General features: G+C 55.9%; 20 protein-coding genes and 1 riboswitch. Of the genes, 10 read left to right on the top strand and 10 right to left on the bottom strand.

Going from position 1 to position 21,798, the window contains the following annotated elements:
• Nucleotides 1-2: 2 nt before the first annotated feature.
• The 5 genes from AB3175_RS12520 to AB3175_RS12540 form a co-directional block, all read right to left on the bottom strand.
• On the bottom strand, nucleotides 3-806 hold the full coding sequence (locus AB3175_RS12520; protein WP_367361308.1) for a Stp1/IreP family PP2C-type Ser/Thr phosphatase: 804 nt from the start codon (nucleotides 804-806) through the stop codon (nucleotides 3-5).
• A 15-nt stretch (nucleotides 807-821) separates the two neighbouring features.
• Complete coding sequence (locus AB3175_RS12525) at nucleotides 822-3,278, bottom strand: CHASE2 domain-containing protein (protein ID WP_367361284.1); 2,457 nt, start codon at nucleotides 3,276-3,278, stop codon at nucleotides 822-824.
• 339 nt (nucleotides 3,279-3,617) lie between these two features.
• Nucleotides 3,618-5,420: a protein kinase gene (locus AB3175_RS12530; RefSeq protein WP_367361285.1), complete on the bottom strand. Its 1,803-nt coding sequence runs from the start codon at nucleotides 5,418-5,420 to the stop codon at nucleotides 3,618-3,620.
• 67 nt (nucleotides 5,421-5,487) lie between these two features.
• Nucleotides 5,488-6,333 (bottom strand): chemotaxis protein CheX, encoded by an 846-nt coding sequence (locus AB3175_RS12535; RefSeq protein WP_367361286.1) that lies wholly within the window; start codon nucleotides 6,331-6,333, stop codon nucleotides 5,488-5,490.
• Between the two features lie 120 nt (nucleotides 6,334-6,453).
• A complete protein-coding gene (locus tag AB3175_RS12540) occupies nucleotides 6,454-6,825 on the bottom strand; it encodes a response regulator (protein WP_367361287.1) in 372 nt (123 codons plus the stop codon).
• A gap of 521 nt (nucleotides 6,826-7,346) precedes the next feature.
• Here AB3175_RS12540 and AB3175_RS12545 point away from each other — a divergent pair.
• Nucleotides 7,347-7,844, top strand: coding sequence for a cyclic nucleotide-binding domain-containing protein (locus AB3175_RS12545; protein ID WP_367361288.1), 498 nt, complete (start codon nucleotides 7,347-7,349; stop codon nucleotides 7,842-7,844).
• 67 nt (nucleotides 7,845-7,911) lie between these two features.
• Here the strand turns inward: AB3175_RS12545 and AB3175_RS12550 are convergent, their stop codons facing one another.
• On the bottom strand, nucleotides 7,912-8,274 hold the full coding sequence (locus AB3175_RS12550) for a response regulator (RefSeq protein WP_367361289.1): 363 nt from the start codon (nucleotides 8,272-8,274) through the stop codon (nucleotides 7,912-7,914).
• A gap of 211 nt (nucleotides 8,275-8,485) precedes the next feature.
• Here AB3175_RS12550 and AB3175_RS12555 point away from each other — a divergent pair, with 211 nt between their 5' ends.
• Nucleotides 8,486-9,361: an EamA family transporter gene (locus AB3175_RS12555; RefSeq protein WP_367361290.1), complete on the top strand. Its 876-nt coding sequence runs from the start codon at nucleotides 8,486-8,488 to the stop codon at nucleotides 9,359-9,361.
• A 221-nt stretch (nucleotides 9,362-9,582) separates the two neighbouring features.
• Here the strand turns inward: AB3175_RS12555 and AB3175_RS12560 are convergent, their stop codons facing one another.
• Both AB3175_RS12560 and AB3175_RS12565 read right to left on the bottom strand, forming a co-directional pair.
• Nucleotides 9,583-10,077, bottom strand: coding sequence for a zinc ribbon domain-containing protein (locus AB3175_RS12560; protein ID WP_367361291.1), 495 nt, complete (start codon nucleotides 10,075-10,077; stop codon nucleotides 9,583-9,585).
• A 160-nt stretch (nucleotides 10,078-10,237) separates the two neighbouring features.
• Nucleotides 10,238-11,494: a M48 family metallopeptidase gene (locus AB3175_RS12565; RefSeq protein ID WP_367361292.1), complete on the bottom strand. Its 1,257-nt coding sequence runs from the start codon at nucleotides 11,492-11,494 to the stop codon at nucleotides 10,238-10,240.
• A 317-nt stretch (nucleotides 11,495-11,811) separates the two neighbouring features.
• On the opposite strand from AB3175_RS12565, the gene AB3175_RS12570 reads away from it, so the two are divergent.
• The 8 genes from AB3175_RS12570 (at nucleotide 11,812) to AB3175_RS12605 (ending at nucleotide 19,492) form a co-directional block, all read left to right on the top strand.
• On the top strand, nucleotides 11,812-13,392 hold the full coding sequence (locus AB3175_RS12570; protein WP_367361293.1) for a DEAD/DEAH box helicase: 1,581 nt from the start codon (nucleotides 11,812-11,814) through the stop codon (nucleotides 13,390-13,392).
• A 426-nt stretch (nucleotides 13,393-13,818) separates the two neighbouring features.
• The gene (locus AB3175_RS12575; RefSeq protein ID WP_367361294.1) at nucleotides 13,819-13,950 is read left to right on the top strand and encodes a hypothetical protein; all 132 of its coding nucleotides are present in this window, start codon (nucleotides 13,819-13,821) and stop codon (nucleotides 13,948-13,950) included.
• Nucleotides 13,947-15,794 carry a bifunctional homocysteine S-methyltransferase/methylenetetrahydrofolate reductase gene (locus AB3175_RS12580; RefSeq protein WP_367361295.1) on the top strand — a complete coding sequence of 616 codons (1,848 nt, stop codon included), beginning with the start codon at nucleotides 13,947-13,949 and terminating at the stop codon, nucleotides 15,792-15,794. The genes AB3175_RS12575 and AB3175_RS12580 overlap by 4 nt, the downstream gene beginning before the upstream one ends.
• Before the next feature lie 144 nt (nucleotides 15,795-15,938).
• Entirely contained in the window at nucleotides 15,939-16,778 is an 840-nt protein-coding gene (locus tag AB3175_RS12585) for an MBL fold metallo-hydrolase (protein WP_367361296.1), read from the top strand.
• A 110-nt stretch (nucleotides 16,779-16,888) separates the two neighbouring features.
• The gene (locus AB3175_RS12590; protein ID WP_367361297.1) at nucleotides 16,889-17,293 is read left to right on the top strand and encodes a response regulator; all 405 of its coding nucleotides are present in this window, start codon (nucleotides 16,889-16,891) and stop codon (nucleotides 17,291-17,293) included.
• 63 nt (nucleotides 17,294-17,356) lie between these two features.
• A complete protein-coding gene (locus AB3175_RS12595) occupies nucleotides 17,357-17,656 on the top strand; it encodes a hypothetical protein (protein ID WP_367361298.1) in 300 nt (99 codons plus the stop codon).
• A 37-nt stretch (nucleotides 17,657-17,693) separates the two neighbouring features.
• On the top strand, nucleotides 17,694-18,521 hold the full coding sequence (locus tag AB3175_RS12600; protein ID WP_367361299.1) for an HDOD domain-containing protein: 828 nt from the start codon (nucleotides 17,694-17,696) through the stop codon (nucleotides 18,519-18,521).
• Nucleotides 18,515-19,492 (top strand): diguanylate cyclase, encoded by a 978-nt coding sequence (locus AB3175_RS12605; protein WP_367361300.1) that lies wholly within the window; start codon nucleotides 18,515-18,517, stop codon nucleotides 19,490-19,492. Before AB3175_RS12600 ends, AB3175_RS12605 begins: the two co-directional genes overlap by 7 nt.
• Before the next feature lie 355 nt (nucleotides 19,493-19,847).
• Here the strand turns inward: AB3175_RS12605 and AB3175_RS12610 are convergent, their stop codons facing one another.
• Nucleotides 19,848-20,711, bottom strand: coding sequence for a cation:proton antiporter (locus AB3175_RS12610; RefSeq protein WP_367361301.1), 864 nt, complete (start codon nucleotides 20,709-20,711; stop codon nucleotides 19,848-19,850).
• A gap of 359 nt (nucleotides 20,712-21,070) precedes the next feature.
• A riboswitch (Fluoride riboswitch) is annotated at nucleotides 21,071-21,133 on the bottom strand.
• A gap of 116 nt (nucleotides 21,134-21,249) precedes the next feature.
• Nucleotides 21,250-21,570 (bottom strand): hypothetical protein, encoded by a 321-nt coding sequence (locus tag AB3175_RS12615; protein WP_367361302.1) that lies wholly within the window; start codon nucleotides 21,568-21,570, stop codon nucleotides 21,250-21,252.
• Nucleotides 21,571-21,798 lie beyond the last annotated feature (228 nt).

Consider the following 21,798-nt stretch of genomic DNA (forward strand, 5'->3'; position numbering starts at 1 on the left):
CTTTACCTCCTGAACCATCTAAAAAATTTGAGAACCGACGCAAACCGGCGCTTCTTGGCAAGGTAACCCGTAACAACGGTGATATTGTCCTTCCCGCCCTTCTCGTTGGCCATCGTGATCAGCTTCTGGCACGCTACAGAAGGGTTGTCCAGGGATGCCGCCGTAAGCAGAATCTCTTGATCGGAAATCATCCCGGACAAACCGTCGCTGCAGAGAATCAGCACATCGCCCTCCGCCAGAGTCATCTCATCCAGATCGACATCCACAAAGGGTGCAATTCCCAGCGCCCTTGTCAGAACATGCCGAATCGTGGACTGTTCCGCTTCTTCTTTTGAGATCAGGTCATGCTTGACCTGCTCATATACCAGGGTATGATCGTCGGTCAACTGTTCAATTTCTCCTGCCCTGACCAGGTAAATCCGACTGTCTCCCACATGGGCGATGCTCAGTTTTCTGCCCTGGATCATGATGGCCGCCAGGGTTGTTCCCATGCCATGCAGCTGAGGATTGCTCTTTGCCGCTTCATGAATGGCCTTGTTGGCCAGCTGAATGGCGGAGCAAAGCTGATTGGTCTCATCCGAATAGTTTTCATTGTAACAGGAGGCAATCAAGGGGGCTTTGCCTTCTCCGGACTGCTGGAAATAATTCCGCAGAACGTCCACAGCCATTTTACTGGCCACTTCTCCGGATGCGTGTCCTCCCATGCCATCCGCCACAGCCAGAATCCCCCGCTTGGGGTCCAGAAAAAAGTCATCTTCGTTGTTCGGTCGGATGAGCCCTTTATCGGTTTGGCCGGCAATATTCACTTTCAAGATCATCTCCTAAATGTTGGCATAAACGGCGAGGTCAGAGACGAATTCGCCGCCATTCTGGTAGCGCTTCTCCAGGTCCTTCTCGATGGCTTTGTCCACGATGTCCGCAAAGAGCTCCGGCAGGTGAGGAGCCCGCTCCCTGAGAGGCTTGGGAGCCGTTGAAGTGATTTTGTACATGAGGGTCCCGATGCTGTCTCCCTGGAATGGCTTTTCCCCGGTCAGCATTTCATAAAAAACGACGCCCAGAGAAAAAAGGTCCGAACGGCCGTCGATCTTCTGGCCCGAAATCTGTTCCGGCGACATGTAGCTCGGCGTCCCAAGGACGGCGCCCGTCTGGGTCTTCGAAGAGCTCATGACGCGGGCGATTCCGAAATCGGCGACCCGGATCTCGCCATTATTAAGGATCATGATGTTCGAAGGTTTGATGTCCCTGTGCACAACCCCGTTTCGGTGGGCATAGTCCAAAGCGCCGGCCACGAGGCCTACGATCCGGACGACTTCCGGGATCGGCAGGAGGCTTTCCCGGCTGCAGTATCTGACAAGGTCCGTTCCGTCCAGCAGCTCCATGGCCATGTAGGCGAGATCGGAATCCTCCCCCACGTCATAGATGGTCACAATGTTGGGATGGGATAGCTTTCCCGCCGCTTCCGCCTCCAGGAAAAACCGCTTCTTGGTTTCCAGGAGCCTCTCTTCCTCAATCTCTTCATAGCGCAGTGTCTTGATCGCCACTTCCCTGTTTATCTTCGGATCCTTGCCCAGGTAAACCGTCCCCATGGCTCCGCGTCCAAGCTCCCGGCTGATCTCGTAGCGTCCAATCGTCGGCTTGATTTCGGTTTCCTGCAGAATGACTGTATCATCCTTTCTGCTCCCGGCGGGCTGATGGTTGATGGTATCGCCCGCCAGTTTGATCCTCTGGATCCGGTCATTGATGTCCTTGAAGCTGCCGGCCTGGGCAATGTGGTTGTAAACGGCGGAAGCCTTTGAGAAAAGCCGCTTTCGTTCGAAGTCGAGTCCGAGATTGTACAGGAGCTCTTTCGTGGCTTTGTCCTCAACAGGGCACTTCCGGAATGTATCAAAGGCCATGTCCAGCATTCCCTGGCCCTGAAAGGAAAGCCCGAGCATTTTGCTGGCTTCCACGCTGTCCGCCTCGATGCTCTCCCGTGGGCTTTCGGAAAGGAGATAGTTCCGGGAGGCCGTAACGAGATATCCGAGAATCAGGACCAACGCGGGATGGACGGGTTTTATCCAACAGCCGTGGCCGGCGAGGAGATAAACGGCCGACCCGCACCAGAGGGCCAGCATGGCCAGCATGGCGGCGGCGCTGTACAGGAAGTTCAGCCTGGAGGTGATCAGGATGACCAGGCATCCGAACAGGACCATGCTTCCCAGTTCGAGCCAGATGGCCCATGAAGGCCGCGTGATGTGCTTCTGGTAGAGAATGTTGTTCACCGTGCTGGCGGTCCCGAGCCAGGACGGGGTGTCGGGCCCGATGGGGGTGGCCTGAAAAGATCCCAGGCCGGTGGCGTTGAGGACAAGAATCGCAATCCTGTTTTTAAAGACATCGGGCCGGACTTTGTGGTTGATGACATCCACAAAGGAATAAACAGGGACATCCCCGCCGTAATGGATCAGCATCTGATGCCTGTCAAAGGTGGGAATGCGGGCGCTGCCGATTTCCAACCCGTTTTCCAGGCGGATGTGCTCCAGGTTGTATTTGAGGAACTTCAGGGTCAGCTGCAGGGCGAAGGAGGGGTAATAGCGATTTTCATAATGGATGAGCAGCGGTTCGCTGCGCACGGCGCCGTCCTTGTCGGGCTCCACGTTGGTGTGCCCCAGTGCCAGGGCCGGTTCCGCGAAGGCAGAAAGGGGCGAAATCAGTTCCCTGGCGGTCAGGTTCGGGGCCGTCGTGCTGAGCTTCACCGAATTCCGCATCAAATAATCGGGCAGGGCCTCCACCGCCGCGAGGGAGCCCCCCAGGACAAAGGACAGGGGGAGAACGACCTGGTTGCTCTCAGCGATGGCTGCCGCTAGTATGGTGTCTTGATCCAGCCGCTCTTCCGCTTCTTTCAGGCTTGTGTAAAGCTGTCCGTTGCGGACGCCCTTTGATTCCAACCCGTTGAGAAGATTGCGAATCTCCTCAAGTCCCTGGCCTTGGTCCTTTTCGGAAAGGGGAATGGCAACCCCGATGACCCTGGTTCCGTAAGCTTTCAGTGTGCTGATCATCTGGGCGAGGTGTCCCCTGGACCAGGGCCAGCGGCCGATGGCGGCAATGCTGTTGTTGTCGATCCCGATGATGACGACATTGGATGCCGGGGTCTTATCCTTCAAGGCGGAAATGGCATCATAGGCCTTGTATTCAAGTCGTTCCGTGGGGGTCCAACGCAGGATGCAGGCACCGGCCAGCAGAATGACAAGGAAAACAACGATGACCACATCTGCAGCGATCGAATTTTTAAGCCGGATCATAATTCCTCCTGGTTCTTGTCCCACCCGCTTCGTAGTAAAGGGAGCGTCTCCGGTGATGGAAATTCCAACAGAAGCGTCAAAATATGATGTTTCATGAGAGGGACGAGGCGTTCGGCATTTTCCTGCGGATGTTCTTCCCTTCAGGTGCTGTTCTATGCAAAATGTGACCCCAGATATGAGCAGAGGCCCCATAAATTTTTTTGTGCCGATCCATCCTGGTTCTTTTATGATCCATCCATGGGATGCGGATTGCGGCAGAAGGCATAAAAAGGGGTGGAAAGCGGGTGCCCGTGCAATTCGGCGGGCCCCCGATCAGGGGATTCAGAGGGCGGAGTTTGTTCAATGGATCAGGACATTGAGATCGTCGATGATGGACTGATAGTCCTGATACCGGTCCTCCGGCTTCTTGGCCATCATCTTTCCTATGATATCCGATAGATCGCTTGACAGGATGGGGTTTCTCTTCTTCAGGGGAACCAGCTCCTCATGGAGGTGCTTGAACAGGATCGCTTCGACGTAGTCGCCTTCAAAGGGGGGAACGCCTGCAAAAACGTTGTAAAACGTGGCGCCCAGGGAATAGATGTCACTTCGGCAGTCCAGCGGCTGGCCCATAATGGAGTCCGGAGAGGCGAAAAGGGGTGAGCCGACCAGGCCCTCGGCCTTCTTTTTTCTGCCGGTTCCGTCATTGACGATGGCGACTCCGAAGTCCACGACCTTCAAGATGCCCTGGTCGTCAATCATGATGTTGGCGGGCTTGATGTCCCGGTGGACGATGTTCTGCCGGCTGACGAAATCCAGCGTCCGGCAGATGGTGATGAAGTGTTCCAGCCCTTTGGCGGTGTTGAGATTATTGCGGTCCTTGATGATGTCTGCCAGGGTCCCCCCATTGATCAGCTCCATGGCGAAGTAGAGGACATCCTCGACCTGGTCGATGTAGTAGATCTGTGCGATGTTGGGATGGGTAAAACGGGAGACGAGGCGCGCCTCCTTGACAAACATGTCTCTGTAGGACGCGATGGAGGAGAGATTGTAGGAGATGACCTTGAGGGCCACGTTCCGTTCAAGGACAACATCCCATCCCTTAAAAACACCCCCCATGCCTCCGGCGCCGATAAAAGACACCGCCTTGTAGTTTCCCAGTTTCTTTCCCACCAGGCTGCGATAAAACTTGATTTCCAGCGCCTTTTCGCTTCTGGGCTCGCTGGAATGGTTCAATAGCGGATCGGCAGGCGCCTTCCTGTTGTCCGCCATCCGGATGATCATGTCGGCGTGAATTTTTTTCTGGATGGGCCTGTCCACCTCTGCAGATGGCTTTTTGACTGCGGACTTTTTCCCCTCCTCCTTCAGATTGACGACGTAATCGTATGTTTCGATCCAGTCGATAGACTGCTCCGTTTCCACCCCTATTTCCGCCGACAGCTTGTGGTTGTTGATGGAAATGTGCCGGATGTGGCTCTCGACGACGCATGTCCCGCAGGGCAGGGAGAACCGGATGTAAAGGGCCATGCCGAGCCGCCCGAGCAGGGAGGTTTCTATCAGCAGGCCCTGCCTGCTGATGTTTTTTATTCGTCCCGGAAGCCAGAGAATGGAATCGCGGGATAGTTCGATGTTCACCGTCTGTTTGGGGACCAGCCTTTCGCTTTTCCGGCACTCGGCCGGCGGCGGCGAAGAAGCGGCCTCCGGGGGCGGGGCAATGGATTGGTGAAACCCTTCGCCGGGCAATGCGGATATTCCCGCCCTGCCGGTCTTGGCGGGCAGTGTTTCAGCGATGCGTTTCATCAGGACGTTCGGGGCCCCGCTGTCCGGCGTATAGACGATGAAATCGGCGGCCCCCATGCCGAAAGCCTTCCCGGCGTTCCCTTGATCGTGGACGGGCACGAAAAAGACAAAGGGAATTTTCTTCAAGAGGGGAGTGTGCTTGATAAACTCCAGGAATTCATAGCCGCTGGAATCCTCCAGTTCGCTGTCGCAGATGATGAGCGCTACGGAATTGTTGGAGAGCAGATTCAGGGCGCTGCTCATGGCGGTGGCGGTAAGCACCGGGTATCCGGCCCCGAGGAGAGATTTGCAGACCACGTTCAGAAATTTCTTGTCGCGGTTGACTAACAGAATGTAGCTTCTAAGGTCCATAGATCTCGACATGAAGATATCCATTGGAAGTCACTGTTTTGAAGTGCAGGGGTCCTGGTGCATGGGCCTTGGATCGATCTCAGGACAGGGTCGTTTTCGGTTTGATGCAGACATGCAGGGCAAAGGACTGTGTCCCGACCTGGAAGATCAGCACGGCGACGGAGGTGTTCTGCAGATAGCCGATCTGGTGGCCGGGGCCGACGACGACCGAGGGAAGCGATATTTCGAAATGGTACGGTGTTCCCACAAATTCCTTTTTCGTGGAGCCGCTGATCATGTTTATGATTTCGCTGACTCCGTCATGGATCAATTCCGCATCGATTTCCCCCTCTTCCATTCCCATCATCTTCGCGACGATCGATTTGGCCAGATCCCAGTAGAACGTGACCACGAGCGTTCCCTCGGCATTGCCGGAAAGCCCCATGATGCCGGAAACGTCACCGAAGATTCTGATGGTATTGGAGAAGTAGACTTTCTTGAACTCCACATGGATGGAGGCCATGGTCTGCAGGATATGGCAGGTATTTTTGATGAAGGGGTCCAGGTATTCGAATTCCTCTTCGAGGGGCTCCCTGCCGGGGATCAGGTATCCGTTCATGATGTGCCTGCAGGCGGGCAGGGGATCGGACAGGGACAGGACTTCCGTTGCTCCGGCGATGATGTAGGGTTGCGACGGGATGTCTTTTTTCCGCGCGTTGATGAGAATGATGGGAATATTCTGAAAATTGCATGCATACCGAAGCTTGCAGATCTGCTGCACAACGTGTTCCTGGTTTCTGCCCATTTCCAGAATGATCATCTGATAGCCGTTGAGGGCGATCCCGTCATGAAATTGTTCATATTGAACATCGTCGTTTCCCCCGAACAGCCCGGAAACAACTTTTTCGACCTTTGGACTGCAGTCAATTCCAAGTATTCTCTTCATAGAATCCATCTCCATTTTCTGTTTCTGGTAAATTAGCCGGACCGCCTGATGGATTTCCGGGAGCTGTGACCCGGCCCGTCATGCCATGGCGCTTCTGAACAGATTCTGTGTTCAGGGGAGTCAGTGTTTTTCCAGCACCTGATGAATGGCATCGGTCAGCTGATCCGCGGTAAAGGGCTTGGTGAGATAACCCTGGGCGCCGGCGCGGATCGCTTCCTGTATCCGGTCTTCTTCAGATTCCGTCGATATCATCAAGACGGGAATCTTTTTGAAGCGATCGTCGCCGCGCATTTTTCTGATGACGTCGATGCCGCTCACAAGAGGCATGTTCCAGTCCAGGAGAACCAGATTGATCTCGCCGCCGCTTGCTTCCAGAAGGCTCAGCGCCTCCCTGCCGTTGCCGGCCTGCACGGCTTCGAAACCAATCGATGCGGCTGTCTTTTCGATAATGCCGCGTATTAAACGTGAATCATCTGCAACAATCGCTTTCATCCCTCTTCCCCCTTTTGCATAGTCGTGTTCCTTATTTTTTCAGAGCAATCACCACATCGGGATTGACTTTTCGGATGATGACCCTAAACTGGGCATGACGTCCATTGCGGTACGGTCAAGGTCAAACAATGTTCCCAAGGCTTTTCCGGCTAAAGCATCTTTTTCCTTCATGCTATAACTGTTCCGCCTGTGCGGTCCGGCCGGGTCGGGTATGATATTTGTCTGCCTTCATGGTCACGAATCTTTTCCGTGATCATGACCTACAGGGTGCGGATCGGATGCAGGGCCGCCGTCCGATGCGATCAGGAGAAGATGGCGGATGTATGATAAAAATCACCTTCGGAAGTCATCGACTTGACGACTGAACATTCTCTCTCCGGGTGGAAGGGAGAGAAAGAATGACGCTGTACGTCAATAAATCATGTCCTTGTCTGTTTTGTGCCGAGATGATGGCGGCGCTCGTCAGGGGGCCGGATCGGCTTGAAGCGCAGGCCGCCGTGCAGGGAAGGGAGATTTAACGGGTGTTGAACGTGAACCGTTCGGAAGGGATGATCCCGGCGGTATCGTCCCTCGAGGAAAGAGCGGAGCTGCTGGAGCGCAGCCAATGGATGCCGGAACTGAGCTGGCGGCAGGTGGAAAATTTAGCCCGCTATCTCCAGGGAGCCAGAACGGTCAGGGGCGGCACGATGATTCACGAAGGCTCCCGGGAGGCGTTCATGTGTATCCTGGCGGAGGGGCGGGTTCACATCATCAAGGAGGATGTGGAAGGAAGGGAGAAGCTGCTGTCTGTCATAACGAGGGGTCAGACCTTCGGCGAAATGTCCCTCTTTGACGGGGAGCCGCGCTCCGCTTCGGTGAAGGCTGCCGAAGATACGACCGTGCTGGTCCTGACCCGGGCGAATCTTCACCGGCTTATGGAAGAGGCCCCCATCCTCGGGGCAAAAATCCTGTACAAGCTGGGCCGCCTGATGAGCCAGAGGCTGCGTATGACCAGCGGGAAACTGGTGGACCACCTGTGACGGGAAGCGGCATTTTTCCTCCACAGGCCCGGAATGGCGGAATGTTTAGCCGCCCCGTTTCGAGCGTTCAGTTCCCGGCGGGAAACGCAGGTGAAATATGTTCCAGTGCGGCCTGGAGTTTCTCCAGGGGAAAGGGTTTTCTGAAATAGATGTCTGCACCGGCTTCCTGGAACTTTTGCACCTCCAGGCAGCCGGTGATCCCGATAATGTACATGTGGGGATATCGGAAACAAATCTGTTTGCACAACTCAAAACCGGTCATTCCGGGCATCTGAGCATCGGTTATGACAACATCGTAAGGACTCTGCTGCAGCATTTTCAGAGCTTGCATGCCGTTGTTCGCCTTGGCGGCGGAATAGCCCCAGAGGGAGACGCTGGATTCCAGCAGATCGACTATTTCCATGTCATCGTCAACGATTAGTATGTTCATGTTCCGTCCTTTTTTACGTGGATTTGTTCCGGCTCTGATGCCTTGGGAACCCTTTGCGTCCAGGATGGGATTCTTCTGCAACGTTCTCCCGTTGAGATGACTTCTTAGAATGATGCTGAAAAATTTCCTATCAAGGAAAAGCTTATTTTAGAGGATTTATGTCCTTATTTTTTTCTAAGGGAATGGATGAGAAAAGAGACATTGGAGGAACTTGTCCGCTTTAAGTTTCCTGCTATCCTTAATCGCCGCCCTGAGCCTGGCAACGTCCGACGCCTTGACCAAGCGATTTTTCAGTGACCGGCCCGCCTATGAAATGGGGCTGATCCGCCTGGCCTACACGCTTCCCTGGCTGATCGGCGCGTCGTTCTTCATTTCACCCGCCCGGACGGATGCCGTTTTCTGGGCCTGTGTCCTGGCGGGCCTGCCCCTGGAGGTGCTCGCCTTCCTGTGCTACATGAAGGCCCTGAAAGTGTCCCCCCTCTCCCTCTCGGTGCCTTTCCTGGCCTTTACGCCCGGCTTCATCCTCGTCACCGGCTGGTTTCTTCTCGGGGAAACCGTCCGGATGGGCGGGTTGGCCGGAATCCTTATGATCATCGCCGGTTCGTACTGCCTCAACATATCTTCCTTCAAGCTGGGGGCTTTGCAGCCCGTGCTCGCCGTTTTCCGGGAGCCCGGCTCCCGGCTGATGCTGCTGGTTTCCTTCATCTATGCCTTTACGGCCACCCTGGGGAAGCTGGCCGTTCTGCACTCAAGCCCGAGCTACTTCGGCATTGTTTATTATCTGATCCTCACGGCGCTGATGTTGGCGGGCCTGGCCTTCACGGGGAAGAGGCCGGACAGGATCCTGAGAACGCGGAATCCTGGAATGGCACTGGTTCTTGGCGGAATGGTGGCCGTGACGATCTTCAGCCACATGCTGGCTATTTCGTTGACCCAGGCGGCTTACATGATCGCGCTGAAGAGGACCAGCCTCCTGTTCGGCGTGCTGTACGGAGCCTGGTGGTTTCGGGAAGAAAAGATCGGGGAAAGGATGACGGGAGCCACGCTCATGGTGACGGGAGCCCTCCTGATCGGTCTGACCGGTTAGCCGAGGAGCGTGTCCCGGGGGCTGAGGGCATCGTCATTGCCGGTTTCGGATGAATATGCGTCCAGGATGGTTGCATAGAACTCCGTCATCCTGGAGGCGCACAGCCGGCTGCAGAAGGCGGGCGCCGTTTGAAGGGCGGCCTGCCGCCAGCGTCAGAACGGATCGGGCGACCCCTCCGATCTGCGGGATGGATATATTCGTGAACATGCAGACTTTCACCGTCACAGATCGTAGAGCGTTTCATCCACCCTGGGCTGAGCGCGCCGGCTGGTTCCCCTGGTCGTTTTCTGCGCGAGGGTGAACGGATCTTCCGAATCCAGGAGGTCAGCCATTTCCTGTTCGATCTGTTCCGGATCTTCACCCCGCTCCATCCGGCTCAGGGCTTCTTCCATGCCGTCTCCCAGCTGAAGGCCCGTCAGGTCGGACAGCTTCCGCATCAGGCGGACCGCCTGGCGGGGATCCTCCTCATCGATTCCGTCCATCTCGCCGGCCAGCATGTTCATCGCCTTTTCCATCCGGCTTTCGTCGATGGGGGGCATATCGTCTTCCGACGGCTCCTCGCGGCCGCGTGTTATTCTGGCAAACACCGACATCTGGCGCGTCAGGGGAACCGTTTTGCAGGTGGGACAGCTGGGAATCGTTTCCGTGTCGACCCTTCGAGAAAAAAAATTGTAAACCGTGTTGCACTGCGGGCAGTAGAATTCGTAAATCGGCATGACTTCTCCTCGCATCATCGAAATGTGTGGGGATATTTTAGTGCTTGGATGTGAAAAATCAAGTTCATCGAACACCGTCGGACCGCAAAAGCCGGTCGCCCGCGGCAGGAAAGCCTTGAAGGTCCCGCCTTTTCCAGGCATGGGCGGATCGTTTTCCGGTTCACGGCTGCCGGGGCATCAGGCGGGTGATCCGTTCCAGAAGCGGCGGGTGGGAATAGTGAAACGCAACGTACAGGGGATGAGGAAAGAGATTGGACAGGTTGTCCCTGGCCAGGCGCTTCAGGGCCGAAACCATGGGGGCTGATGTGCCCAGGATGGCCCGGCTGAAGTCGTCCGCTTCCCGCTCGAACCGGCGGAGCACCGCGGCGGCAAGGGGGCTTAGAAAAAAGAACAGGGGGCCCGTCAGGATTCCGATGAGCAGAAGCCCGGCGTACGTCACGGGCTGCGGAAAGCCGAAGGTGGCATAGAGCAGGGGCCAGTCCAGCAGGAGGGAGAACAGGTAGAACATCCCCAGCGAGGCGGCTTCCATGAAGATCAGCTGCTTGAGGATGTGCCGTTTTTTCCAGTGCCCGATTTCATGAGCCAGGACGGACAGAATTTCCTGCTGCGTGGAAGAAGCGAGAAGGGTGTCGTACAGGACGATCCGCCGGGTTTTTCCCAGGCCGGTGAAATACGCGTTGGTGTGGCGGCTCCGCTTGCCTTCATCAACCTGATAAATTCCCGATATCTCGAGCCCGGCCCGATTCGCCAGATCCATCACGGCCTCTTTCAAATCCGTATCCTGGATCGGTTCGTAGCGGTTGAACAGGGGGGCGATCACCACCGGATAAAGCCATAACATGAGCAGCTGAAAGGACGCGAACACAAGCCAGGACCAGATCCACCAGGATTTCTCGGCGTAGTGGAGCAGCGACAGGAAGGCTCCCCCCAGCAGGCCCATGAGGATCGTGGAAATGGCGAAGTTTTTCAGGAGGTCTGCCAGCCATAGCCGGAAGGTCATGGTGGTGAATCCGTAGTGCTTTTCGATCCCGAAGATTCGGTAGAGGTCGAAGGGGAGGCCGAACATGCCGCCGGCCAGCGCCAGGGTGCCGAAGAAGACAAGGCCTGACAGGACAAAGGGAAGCTGCATGCCGGCAAGGGCGCCGGTCAGCCAGGGCAGAACGCCGCAGAAGAGAACGGCCAGCGTCAACAGGTCGCCGGCGATTTCCTCCAACGTGGCCAATCGGGATGACTCCACCGTATAATCCGTCATCCGGGAAAGGGTGCCCTCATCGATTTCGCCGTGAAGCATTTCCGGGACGCGCCGTCCATGGCGCTGCAGATGGCGGATATTCAAGAGGGTTAAGCCCTCTCTCAGCAAAACACGGAGAAGAAACACGATCAGGAAAGCCGCCAGCAAGGCGTTAAACTGCACCATCGGTCCCCCAACACCCCTCTATTTTTTCGTTCCGCCCTGTGTGGCGGTCAACAGCAGGTTTTCGTCATGCTCGACCGGCGCATCGGCTCCCGCGCCGGTTCTCTTCAAGCCTGGCGCCTTAGATACCACCTTTGAATCCGAATTGGAATAAACATTGAGCAGCCCACTGCCGCCCCTGCAGCCGGCCCATCGTTCACGCGCGGGAGATGCAAAATTAGATATTGAATGTTGTCGGATTTGGTGACATGATCACTCGTTGAAAAATGATATCCCAATAAACCTCAAAGAAAGTGAAACGATAGCTGCCAAGGATGCCTATGGAACCCAACCTGGAAAATTCTGAACCCGAATTCACAGAGTCAAAAGAGAGTAACTTGAATCCCGACCGGGAAGAGCCGGTCCTGGAGCCGGCCGACACCCTGGCGGAGGTCCGTCTCGAAGAATTGTCTCCGACCATGCAGGCCGCCGCAGCCAACGCCGGCTGGACTTCACTGATGGAGGTCCAGGCAAAGGCGATGCCCTACATCCTGGCCGGACGGGATCTCATGATCCAGTCCAAAACAGGCAGCGGCAAAACGGGCGCCTATCTCCTGCCCATCCTGGAGCGTATCAACCCCCGGGATGCCTTCTGCCAGGCCCTGATCCTCGTTCCGACGCGGGAGCTGGCCCTTCAGGTTTCAAAAGAGGCCCTTCTGCTGAGCGGGAATTCGGGAATCCGGACCGCCGTAGCTTACGGGGGCGTGGGGTATACTCTCCAACTGGAAGCTTTCCGGGGAGGGGCGCAACTCGTTATTGGAACGCCGGGAAGGATCCTGGACCACCTGATGAGGGGCTCGTTGTCCCTTAAGAGGCTGTCGATTCTCGTCTTCGATGAGGCGGACCGCATGCTTTCCATGGGGTTCTACCCGGACATGAGGCGGATTCAGGAATTCATCCCCCGAAAGATCAACGGTTACCTGCTTTCGGCCACCTTTCCCGCGCACGTCCTTCGCCTGGCGGGTGAATTCCTGAGGAAGCCGGAGCTGCTGAGCTTAAGCCGGGATTCGGTTCATGTGACGGAGACGGAGCATATTTACTATGTGGTTCCCGGTATGGGCAAGGAGCGCTCCCTGGTGCGGATTATCGAGGCGGAAAATCCCGTTTCCGCCATCATCTTCTGCAACACCAAGTCCACGGTCCATTTTGTGAGCGTCGTACTGAAGCGGTTCGGCTATGATGCCGATGAGCTGAGTTCCGAGTTGACCCAGAAAGCCCGCGAAAAAGTGATGGCGAGGATTAAAAACGGGCTTCTCCGGTTTCTGGTGGCTACGGATGTAGCCGCACGGGGCATCGATATCCCCGATCTGTCCCATGTCATTCAGTATGAGCCCCCTGAGGATCCCGAAGCCTACATTCACCGCGCCGGCCGCACAGGCCGCAAAGGCGCCAGCGGTACGGCCATTTCTCTTGTCGCGGAAATGGAGCAGTTCCGGTTGCGGGACATCGCGAAGTCCTTCAGCATTAACCTGCAGCAGAGGACTCTGCCCGCAGACGAGGAAGTGGAGGGCATCGTTTCCCAGCGTGTCACCGCCCTGCTGGAGGCCAAGCTGAGAATGCGGGACTGCCTTCAGGTTGAACACATGCAGCGCTTTCTTCCCCTGGTTAAAACTCTGCTGCAGAACGAGGATGAGATGGCCCTGATCGCCATGCTTGTGGACGATTTTTACCAGGCCATCCTGAACACGCCGCCCCCCCAGCCTCCGGAACTGACCGCCGCGGAGGAATCCGAGCAGATCGACACGCCGCCCGTCCCGACTTCCGGCGAACAAAAGAAGCGGCGTCGGCGCAAGCCGTCCCGAAGCTCTTTCCGGAAGCCTCCGGAAGGGGGAGAATCGCCCGAACCCGCTGAAAAGGGCTGATCCTGACGGGCCTTCGGGGCTCCACCAGCATCTCGGGCAACCGGCAAATCCCCGAGCAGGTTGCCTCCTGCGGCACGGTTTGAAGCAGCGCCTGACCGTCCGCGCGGGGGCGTTCCCTCCTTTCCCCTCAAGCCCTTCCGCAACCGGTTTCTCTTTGCGGAGGGGTGGCCTGTGCCGTAGTATGTGAAAATCCTCACCGAAACGCCTTCTTCCCGGAGCCAGGGGCACGGAAGCTGCAGTTCAGGGAGAAATACCGGATTCCGGACGAGTACTTCCAACCCCTGACCAGGGCGCACTCTGCGCCGTCTTTCTTGTCGGCACCACCCATCGATCCGTTGCGAGGTTGCAGGAATCTCGTTTTGAATTGCGGCTCACGATGAAGGCAACAAGCGGGATTTTTATTTTACAGGCCGGGGAAAAAACGCTATGAAAAGAGGAAATTCCGGCGGCAGCAGGAGGCTGCGCTCTTTAGCCGCCGTGTCCGGCAGGAAGTCGGTTGACCTGTACGGCGCATGGATGCGGAATGGGAATCTGGCGATTTTCGAGGTGACACGATGAGTGCTCTGCAGAATATTCTTTCCCGGCTGGTCGAGACCCCTCTGATTTTTGATGGGGCGATGGGAACGATGATTTATGACAAGGGTGTTTTCATTCAAACCTGCTACGACGAATTGTGCCTGACGAGCCCCGGACTGGTCCGGGAAATCCATGAACAGTATGCGAAAGCCGGGGCGGAGGTGCTGGAAACCAATTCCTTCGGCGCCAACCGGATCAAGCTGCGTCCCTACGGGCTGGCCGAAAAGGTGGCCGAGATCAATCGGGCGGCCGTTAAGCTGGCCCGCCAGGCGGCCGGACAGGACTTGTATGTGGCCGGTTCCGTCGGGCCCTGTACCCAGGGCGGCCAGGTGATCGCCGGGGGCGAGATTGCGGAAGTCGAAGCCGCCTTCCGGGAGCAGGTGAAAGCCCTGGCCGGGGAAGGCGTCGATCTTGTGATTCTGGAAACCTTTTCGGATTTGAAGGAACTGCAGCTGGCCGCCCGGATTGCCCGGGAGGAGGGGGTGCCGGTCCTGGCCTCCTTTGCCGTCGACGAAGAAGGCGAAACGGCTGCCGGAACGCCGGCGGAAAAGCTGGCCGCCGCTCTTGAAGCCGATCCCCATGTGGATGCCATCGGCCTGAACTGCGGCACCGGCCCGGCGGGAATGTACGAAGCCCTGCTGAAGATCCTGCCCGTGGTGAGCAAACCGGTGGTTGTGATGCCCAATGCCGGAATGCCGAGGACCGTTGGCGGCCGAACCCTTTATCTGGCCAATCCCGAATATTTTACCGAATACGCCAAGAAGTTCATCGAACTGGGCGTCCGCGGGATCGGCGGCTGCTGCGGCTCCACTCCGGAGCATATCGCCACTGCGGCCCGCGCCGTCCGCGGTCTCAGCGGTGTTCGGAGGCACATTGAAGTCGTCTCCCGCCGGCCCGCTCCGGCACAGCAGAACATCATCCCCACAGCGGAGAAATCGCGACTGGCGGCAAAGATGTTTTCCGGCCGGAAGGTGACGTCCGTGGAGATTCTTCCCCCCCGGGCCAGCGACTTCAGCAACATGCTTGCCAAGGTCCGCCGTTGCCATGAAGCCGGCATCGACGCCATCAATATCCCCGATGGCCCCCGGGCCAGCGCCCGGGTATCGCCCATGATTACGGCCCTGGTCATCCTCAAGGAGGTGGGAATCGAACCGGTGGTTCATTACTGCTGCCGCGACCGGAACCTCATCGGCATGCAGAGCGATCTGCTCGGCGGATACGCCGTCGGTCTGACCAACTACCTCATCATCACCGGGGATCCTCCGAAGCTGGGAAATTGCCCGGAGGCGACGGGCGTCTTCGATGTGGATGCCATCGGCCTCACAAAAGTGGTTTCCAATCTGAATGCCGGATGGGATATCGGGGGCAGCCCCGTGGACCCGCCCACGGGCATCCTGATCGGCGTGGGCGCGAACCCCTGCGCCGTGGATCTGGAGCGGGAAATAGACCGGTACTTCCAGAAGATCGAGGCCGGTGCCGAATTCGCCATCACCCAGCCCGTCTTTGATGCGGAAGCCCTGCTGCGCTTTCTGGACCGTGTCGAACGATACGCGAAGCGGATACCCGTTCTGGCCGGAGTGTGGCCGCTCCTGAGTTATCGGAATGCGGAATTTATGAACAATGAAGTTCCCGGCGTCGTGGTGCCGCAGGAGATCCTCCGCCGCATGGCCGGATGCGGGTCCGGGGATGAAAGCCGGCACGCGGGAATCGAGATCGCCAGGACCATCTGTGCGGAAATCCATGACCGGGTTGCCGGTTTTCAGGTGTCCGCCCCCCTGAACAATGTCGAAATCGCCCTGGCCGTATTGGGGAAAAGCGAAGGTTAAGGGGCGGAAGGGAAAACTTTTTTTGTATGGAAATAATTTTTTGACACTGATATGAGAAAGGGGAATCATCCAAACGAATTAAAGAGTTAATGGATCAGGGTTCCCAGGGGTATAACGACTGAATAGGACCAGAGTGAAAGCGAAATGATTGTTCGATGCTGGGGGGCAAGGGGGTCCATTCCCGTTTCCGGGAAAGAATATCTGAAGTATGGAGGCGATACAACCTGTATCGAAATTCGGACGCAGCAGGGAGAGGTTATCATCGTCGATGCCGGCTCCGGGATCCGGGGGCTTGGGAACCTCCTGCTCAAAGAGCGCCGCTTCGACTACACCCTGATCTTTACACATGCCCACTGGGATCATCTGATCGGATTTCCCTTCTTCAAGCCGATCTACCACCCGGGAACGCGCATGACGCTCATCGGTTGCCCCTTTGTCCAGATTTCCGCCCGGGAGATGATCTCGCGCATCATGGCGCCGCCGAACTTTCCCCTCACCCTTGGAGACGTCTGCGCCAATCTGGCTTTCCGGCCGGCCTGCGTTGAACCCTTTGACATAGGTTCCATGCGGATAACGCCCGTTCCCCTGAGCCACCCCGACGGCGGCGGCGGCTATCGTTTTGAGGAGGCCGGCAAAAGTTGCGTGTTATTGACAGACAATGAATTGACCCACCGCCATCCCGGCGGGCTTCTTTATGAAGATTATCGCCAGTTTGCCGAAGGGGCGGATTTGCTCATCCATGATGCGGAATATACCGAGGCGGACTATCTGAAAAAAAAGGCATGGGGCCACACCGTATATAGGGACGCTCTGCGCCTGGCTCTGGATGCGGGTGTGAAGAAACTGGGATTGTTCCACCACAACCAGGAGCGGACGGATTCGGAGCTGGATTCCATCGTGGAAGACTGCCGCAAGGCCATCCTGCTTGGCGGGCATCGGCTGGACTGCTTTGCTCTCGAACAGGAAATGGAGATTTCCCTGTAGAATAAACGGAATGCGGCACCGGGAGTCGATCATCAAGCCGCTTATTCACAAGCGCAATGGCAGCGGCCGCAGGGATATGTCGGAGCGTTCGAAAGAACAGGAGGTTGAAAATGCCGCAGATATTGATTGTAGAAGATGATGATGAACTCCGGACCGTTTTGAAAGAGGTCCTGGAGCAGGAAGGATATGGGGTGTGTGAAGCGTCGGACGGCAGGGCCGCCATGGAAATGCAGCGCCTGACAGGGGCCGATCTCGTCATTACGGACCTGATCATGCCGGAAATGGATGGAATAGAAACCATCATGGCCCTGCGGAAGGGATTCCCCTGGGTAAAAATTATCGCCATGTCCGGCGGACACCGCGCCGGTCCGAGGGCCTTTCTCAACCTGGCCAAGGCGCTGGGTGCGCATCGGACGCTTCACAAACCGTTTGTTTTCCAGGATATGCTGGAAGCGGTTGATGAACTTCTGGAGGAAACGTCCTGGGACAGTCCGAAAGGCCGCGTTTTGTCCTGAGGAATCCGCAGGCGGCAACCTGCGGACAACCTGCCGGGAAAGCGAAAGGAGCTGGGAAGTTTCATGCGCAGAGTGCCTTCGGAAAAGCTGGAGCCGGGGATGATCCTGGCCAGGCCGATCCTGATGAAAAACGGAATGGTCCTGTTCGGAGAGGGGACGGAATTGACGGACGGCTATATCGAGCGGATTCGAAACATGGCCGTTGAATCCATCCAGGTCGAAGGCAGCGCCCCCTTGACCGAACCGTGGGAAAAATTGATGGAGGAACTGGAGGCGAGATTCCGTCCCGTGGAGCAGCAACCCTACATGAAACTGTTGAAGAAGCTGGTGGAAGAGCAGATCACCGAGCATTACCAATCATGAGGACCTGCTGACGGAATCCCGGGGATAAGGCCATTTCATGGATATCAGGATATTGCGCCAGAAGATTGAAAAGATCGAAATGCTGCCCACCGTTCCCGACGTGATCAAACGCCTGGCCGTGATCATCGGGAATCCAAAGATTTCGCTCAGCGAAATCAGCAGCTTTATATCCAGTGACCCGGTCCTTACCAGCAGAATCCTGAAAATGGTCAATTCCGCCATTTTCGGGTTTCCGGGAAGGATTTCCTCCGTCACGCACGCGGTGACGCTGCTGGGCTTCAATGTGATCAAGGGGCTGCTGATGGGGGTCACGGTTCTGGATCTCATGGAAACGACCATGATCGGCCTCCGGGAGCATTCCATCGGCTGCGCTGCCGCGGCGCGGACCATCGCGGCCAGGAAGGGGCTGAAGAACACGGAGGATGTGTCCGTGGCCGGATTGCTTCATGACCTCGGCAAGGTGATCCTCCTGCTGCAATTTCCCCAGGATTACGGGATGGTCCTGAAGACGGCGGAACGGAAAGGGATGCTGGTCTACGACGCTGAACAGGAGCATTTTTCGGAATCGCATGCGACAGTGGGTCTGTGGCTTGCCGAAAAATGGCAGTTTCCGAAGCATCTGACGGATGTCATTGCCTTCCATCACAAGCCCGGCCTGGCAAAGGACGCCCCCATGGAGACCGCCATCGTCCATCTGGCGGACATCCTGACCCGGGGCATGGGCTTCGGTTATGCCGGCGACGCCCTGGTTCCGGCGGTTTCCCCCGCTGCCTTCGAGCAGCTCAATCTCAGCGAAGAGGATATCCGGGATGTTCTGCGAACCATTGATTCCATGAAGGGAATGGGGGATGACCTGGGATGGTGAGCAGAAAAACCATCGTATTGATCGGCGGAAATCCGGATACGTTCATCCTTCTGGAGCGCGAACTGTGCGCCTCTTATTCCGTTGTTTTCTTCAAGGGGATTCAGCAGGCCCTGGATTTTCTTTACACAAACGTGCCGGATCTGGTGTTGATCGAATGGCAGGAGAATGATGAGGCGACGGCGGATGTCCTTCGGACGTTCAAGGCTGAACCTCTTTTCCGACAGCTTCCCTTTCTTGCGATTCTGGGTGAACCAAACTCAGTCCTGAATTGGGATATCCTGCCCGTTGAGGATTATCTCCGCAGAAAGGATCTCGAAGCGGAGGTGCTCAACCGCGTTGAACTCTGCATCCTGCGATCCGAACGGCTGCTGGAGATCAATCCTCTCACCCGGCTGCCGGGAAATATCTCCATCAACCGTGAAATCCAGTCGCGCCTGGACCGGGGTGAGGAGTTTGACCTGGCCTATGCCGATCTGGATCACTTCAAGCCCTTCAACGACAAGTACGGTTTCAGCCGGGGCGACGAGGTCCTCCGCGTCATGGGGCGTCTCATCCTGAGCATTGTTCAAAGCCGGCAGCCCCGGGGCAGCTATATCGGGCATATCGGAGGCGATGATTTCATTTTTATCATGGATGTGGGCCTTGCGGAAGCCGTTTCGAAAGCCATTGTCGAAGCCTTCGATCAGATTATTCCGACCTTTTATGATCCCGATGACCGGGGACGGGGTTATATCGAATCCGTGGATCGGCAGGGGCAGATAAGGCATTTTCCCCTGATGACCGTCTCCATCGGAGGGGTGACCCATCGCCGCGCCCATGGGCTGTCGCACTATGGGGAGCTGACCGAGGCGGTCTCCCAGATGAAGTGCTACGCCAAATCACAGTCCGGCAGCTGCTTCCGCTCGGACCAGCGTGCACCCGTCCCTTCAGGTTCCCATGGTCCCCTGTCCTCCAAGATTTCCCTGCCCTGAATTTCGTGCATCCGGCATAAGCATACGTTCAAAAAATCGCTTTCCTTCCGAAGCCATTCCCTTTGGCTTGTGCGCCGGCCCTGAAGATTTCTAAAATCAAAGCGTTTCAGCAGATATTCGGGACATTTGATGGAATACCGGTTGAAAGTGGCACTATTGGCATGCCGGTCTTTCTAGAGACCCGCCTTGCTGTAGTCCTTCCTTGTTTTTCTCTTTTGCTTTCTTGTTTGAATGCAAGACTTCAAATACAAAGTCGGAGTCAGCTTTTTCCAAACGGATGATTGAATTCCAGTGAAATTTGCAACTCCTTAAGTGATTATCAACCAGAAGTTTATCAAGGAATACATATCGAGATTTACAGTTTGTTTGTAATATCTTTTTCGTCTGGCGCCTGATCATCCAGAATCGGTGCTTCCAGCAGATGGCTTGGCAGAAAATATCTGTTCGCGATTAAAGTGGGAATCACGGCACTGGCGATGACTGCCCCGACGATAAATGAATATTGTTCCTTGGTGATGATGTCGTGAGTTAAGCCGTACAGAGCGGAGATGGTTCCGAATGTCAGCCCGGTGGACATCAACAACGTGTAGTACCATTTTTCCTTGGTGTCCTCCCGGAAACGATGGATGGCCGGATACAGGCCAAATATCTTCGTAACAACTTTGCTTCCGAAAAGCGCCAGAAAGATACTGGGCATAGCGATCAACGCCGGTATGGATACCAGGGCGCCGGCTCTAAGAAAATAGAGAGGGGTTAGAAAGCCGATCGTCAGTGTCCTGAGTCTCCTGACAAAATGACCGTCTTCTTCCATGGTTTTCGCCAAGATCATCCCAAAGACATAGGCGGGCAGCACGGGTTCGCTGCCAGACCACAAAGCCAGGACCCCCATGGACAGCAAGATGAATAAAACCCACTTGGCTCGAATGGCGGCAGTCTTATAGGCGAATCGTTTGACGATGAAATCCGTCATCGGGCGTAGGGTAAAAATCAACAGGATCGTTACAGCAATGAATAATATCGTTCTATAGGTAAAAGGCGCAAATATCAACCCCAGGGCGATGACTGTCACCAGGTCATTGACGAAGCAGGCTCCCAGGATGCCCTTGCCGAAATCGGTTTTATTGAATCCGTATTCGAGCATCACGGCGTAGACGACAGCCATGGAGGTCGTCGATAAAGCGATGCCGCACAGCAAACTCGCTTCTAACCCCCACCCCATGAGGTAGTATGAAATCAGAAAACAGCCGATGAAGGGGAGGAGAATCCAATCAATCCGGGATGATGGACACTTCCTTGATCTTGGATTTCATGACGTCAGGATTCAATTCCGCCCCGGCGAGAAATGTCAGCAACATGGCACCGGTTCCCGTGCAGAACTTCATCCAGTCTGCATTCTAGATCAAGTTTGTCGAAGCAATCAAGATGAAAAGCCGCGAAACCGATGAGGGACCCGACGATGATTTCCATCAGGGCGATGGAGATTTTCAGGCGGTTGGCTAAAACGGTGGACAAGACGGCGGCAAAAAACCAGAATGCCGCGACGAGATAAATCGTTTCATGCAGTGACTCCTTATTAAGAATTTTGCAGGAGTCATCAGCAATAAAAGCGGTTATAAGGTGAACCCCATCACCTGTTCAATAGAAGTGAAATCAAACAACGCGCGCCATTATGCAAACCCGAGTGTTTTTGTCAAGAGTAGATATCATGATCATCAATCGAGTCGCTCGCTATTATGAAGAGATGTAAGGAAGGGCCGTTAAGGATCCGCTACCAGTAACCCCGTGCCGTGCATTCGCACTGTGAATGTCAAGGTATGCCGTGATTCTGCGGTGAAATAGGCATATAGCTGCTTGCCTACATCGGGATAAAGGGCAAGGTCGGGTAATTTCTTCACGGAAACCCAGGCCACATCCAGGGAACAGGTGGCTTCCTGTTGCACCCGTCGAATACCGTGGATTTCGGTAACCTCAAAAACGATGTGCAGTGTCCGTGGGTATTGTTTTCCAGCAGGGGCTTCTCCGATCAGGATGACGTCGCCAACGGCGACGTTTATCCCAGTCATAGGAGCCATCTTCATGCTGCATCTTCTGCGGGTACGCCGCCGTCTTTGAATCTTCCCGCGGAGCGCCGAGCCCGTTCAGGATGGATAAGGCAAAAAACGTGTCCGAACCGTTGGGTTCCTCCAGTTTGTAAAAACAGTACCCCCCCTCGTGACACCGTCGGTCCAGCACGTAATCCAATATTTTCTGTTGCATATAGATTACCATTCTTAGGCATTCAGCTGAAGATTTGCCAAGGCAATCAA

The sequence above is a fragment of the Syntrophus sp. (in: bacteria) genome (genome assembly GCF_040768185.1).
GTDB lineage: Bacteria > Desulfobacterota > Syntrophia > Syntrophales > Syntrophaceae > Syntrophus > Syntrophus buswellii.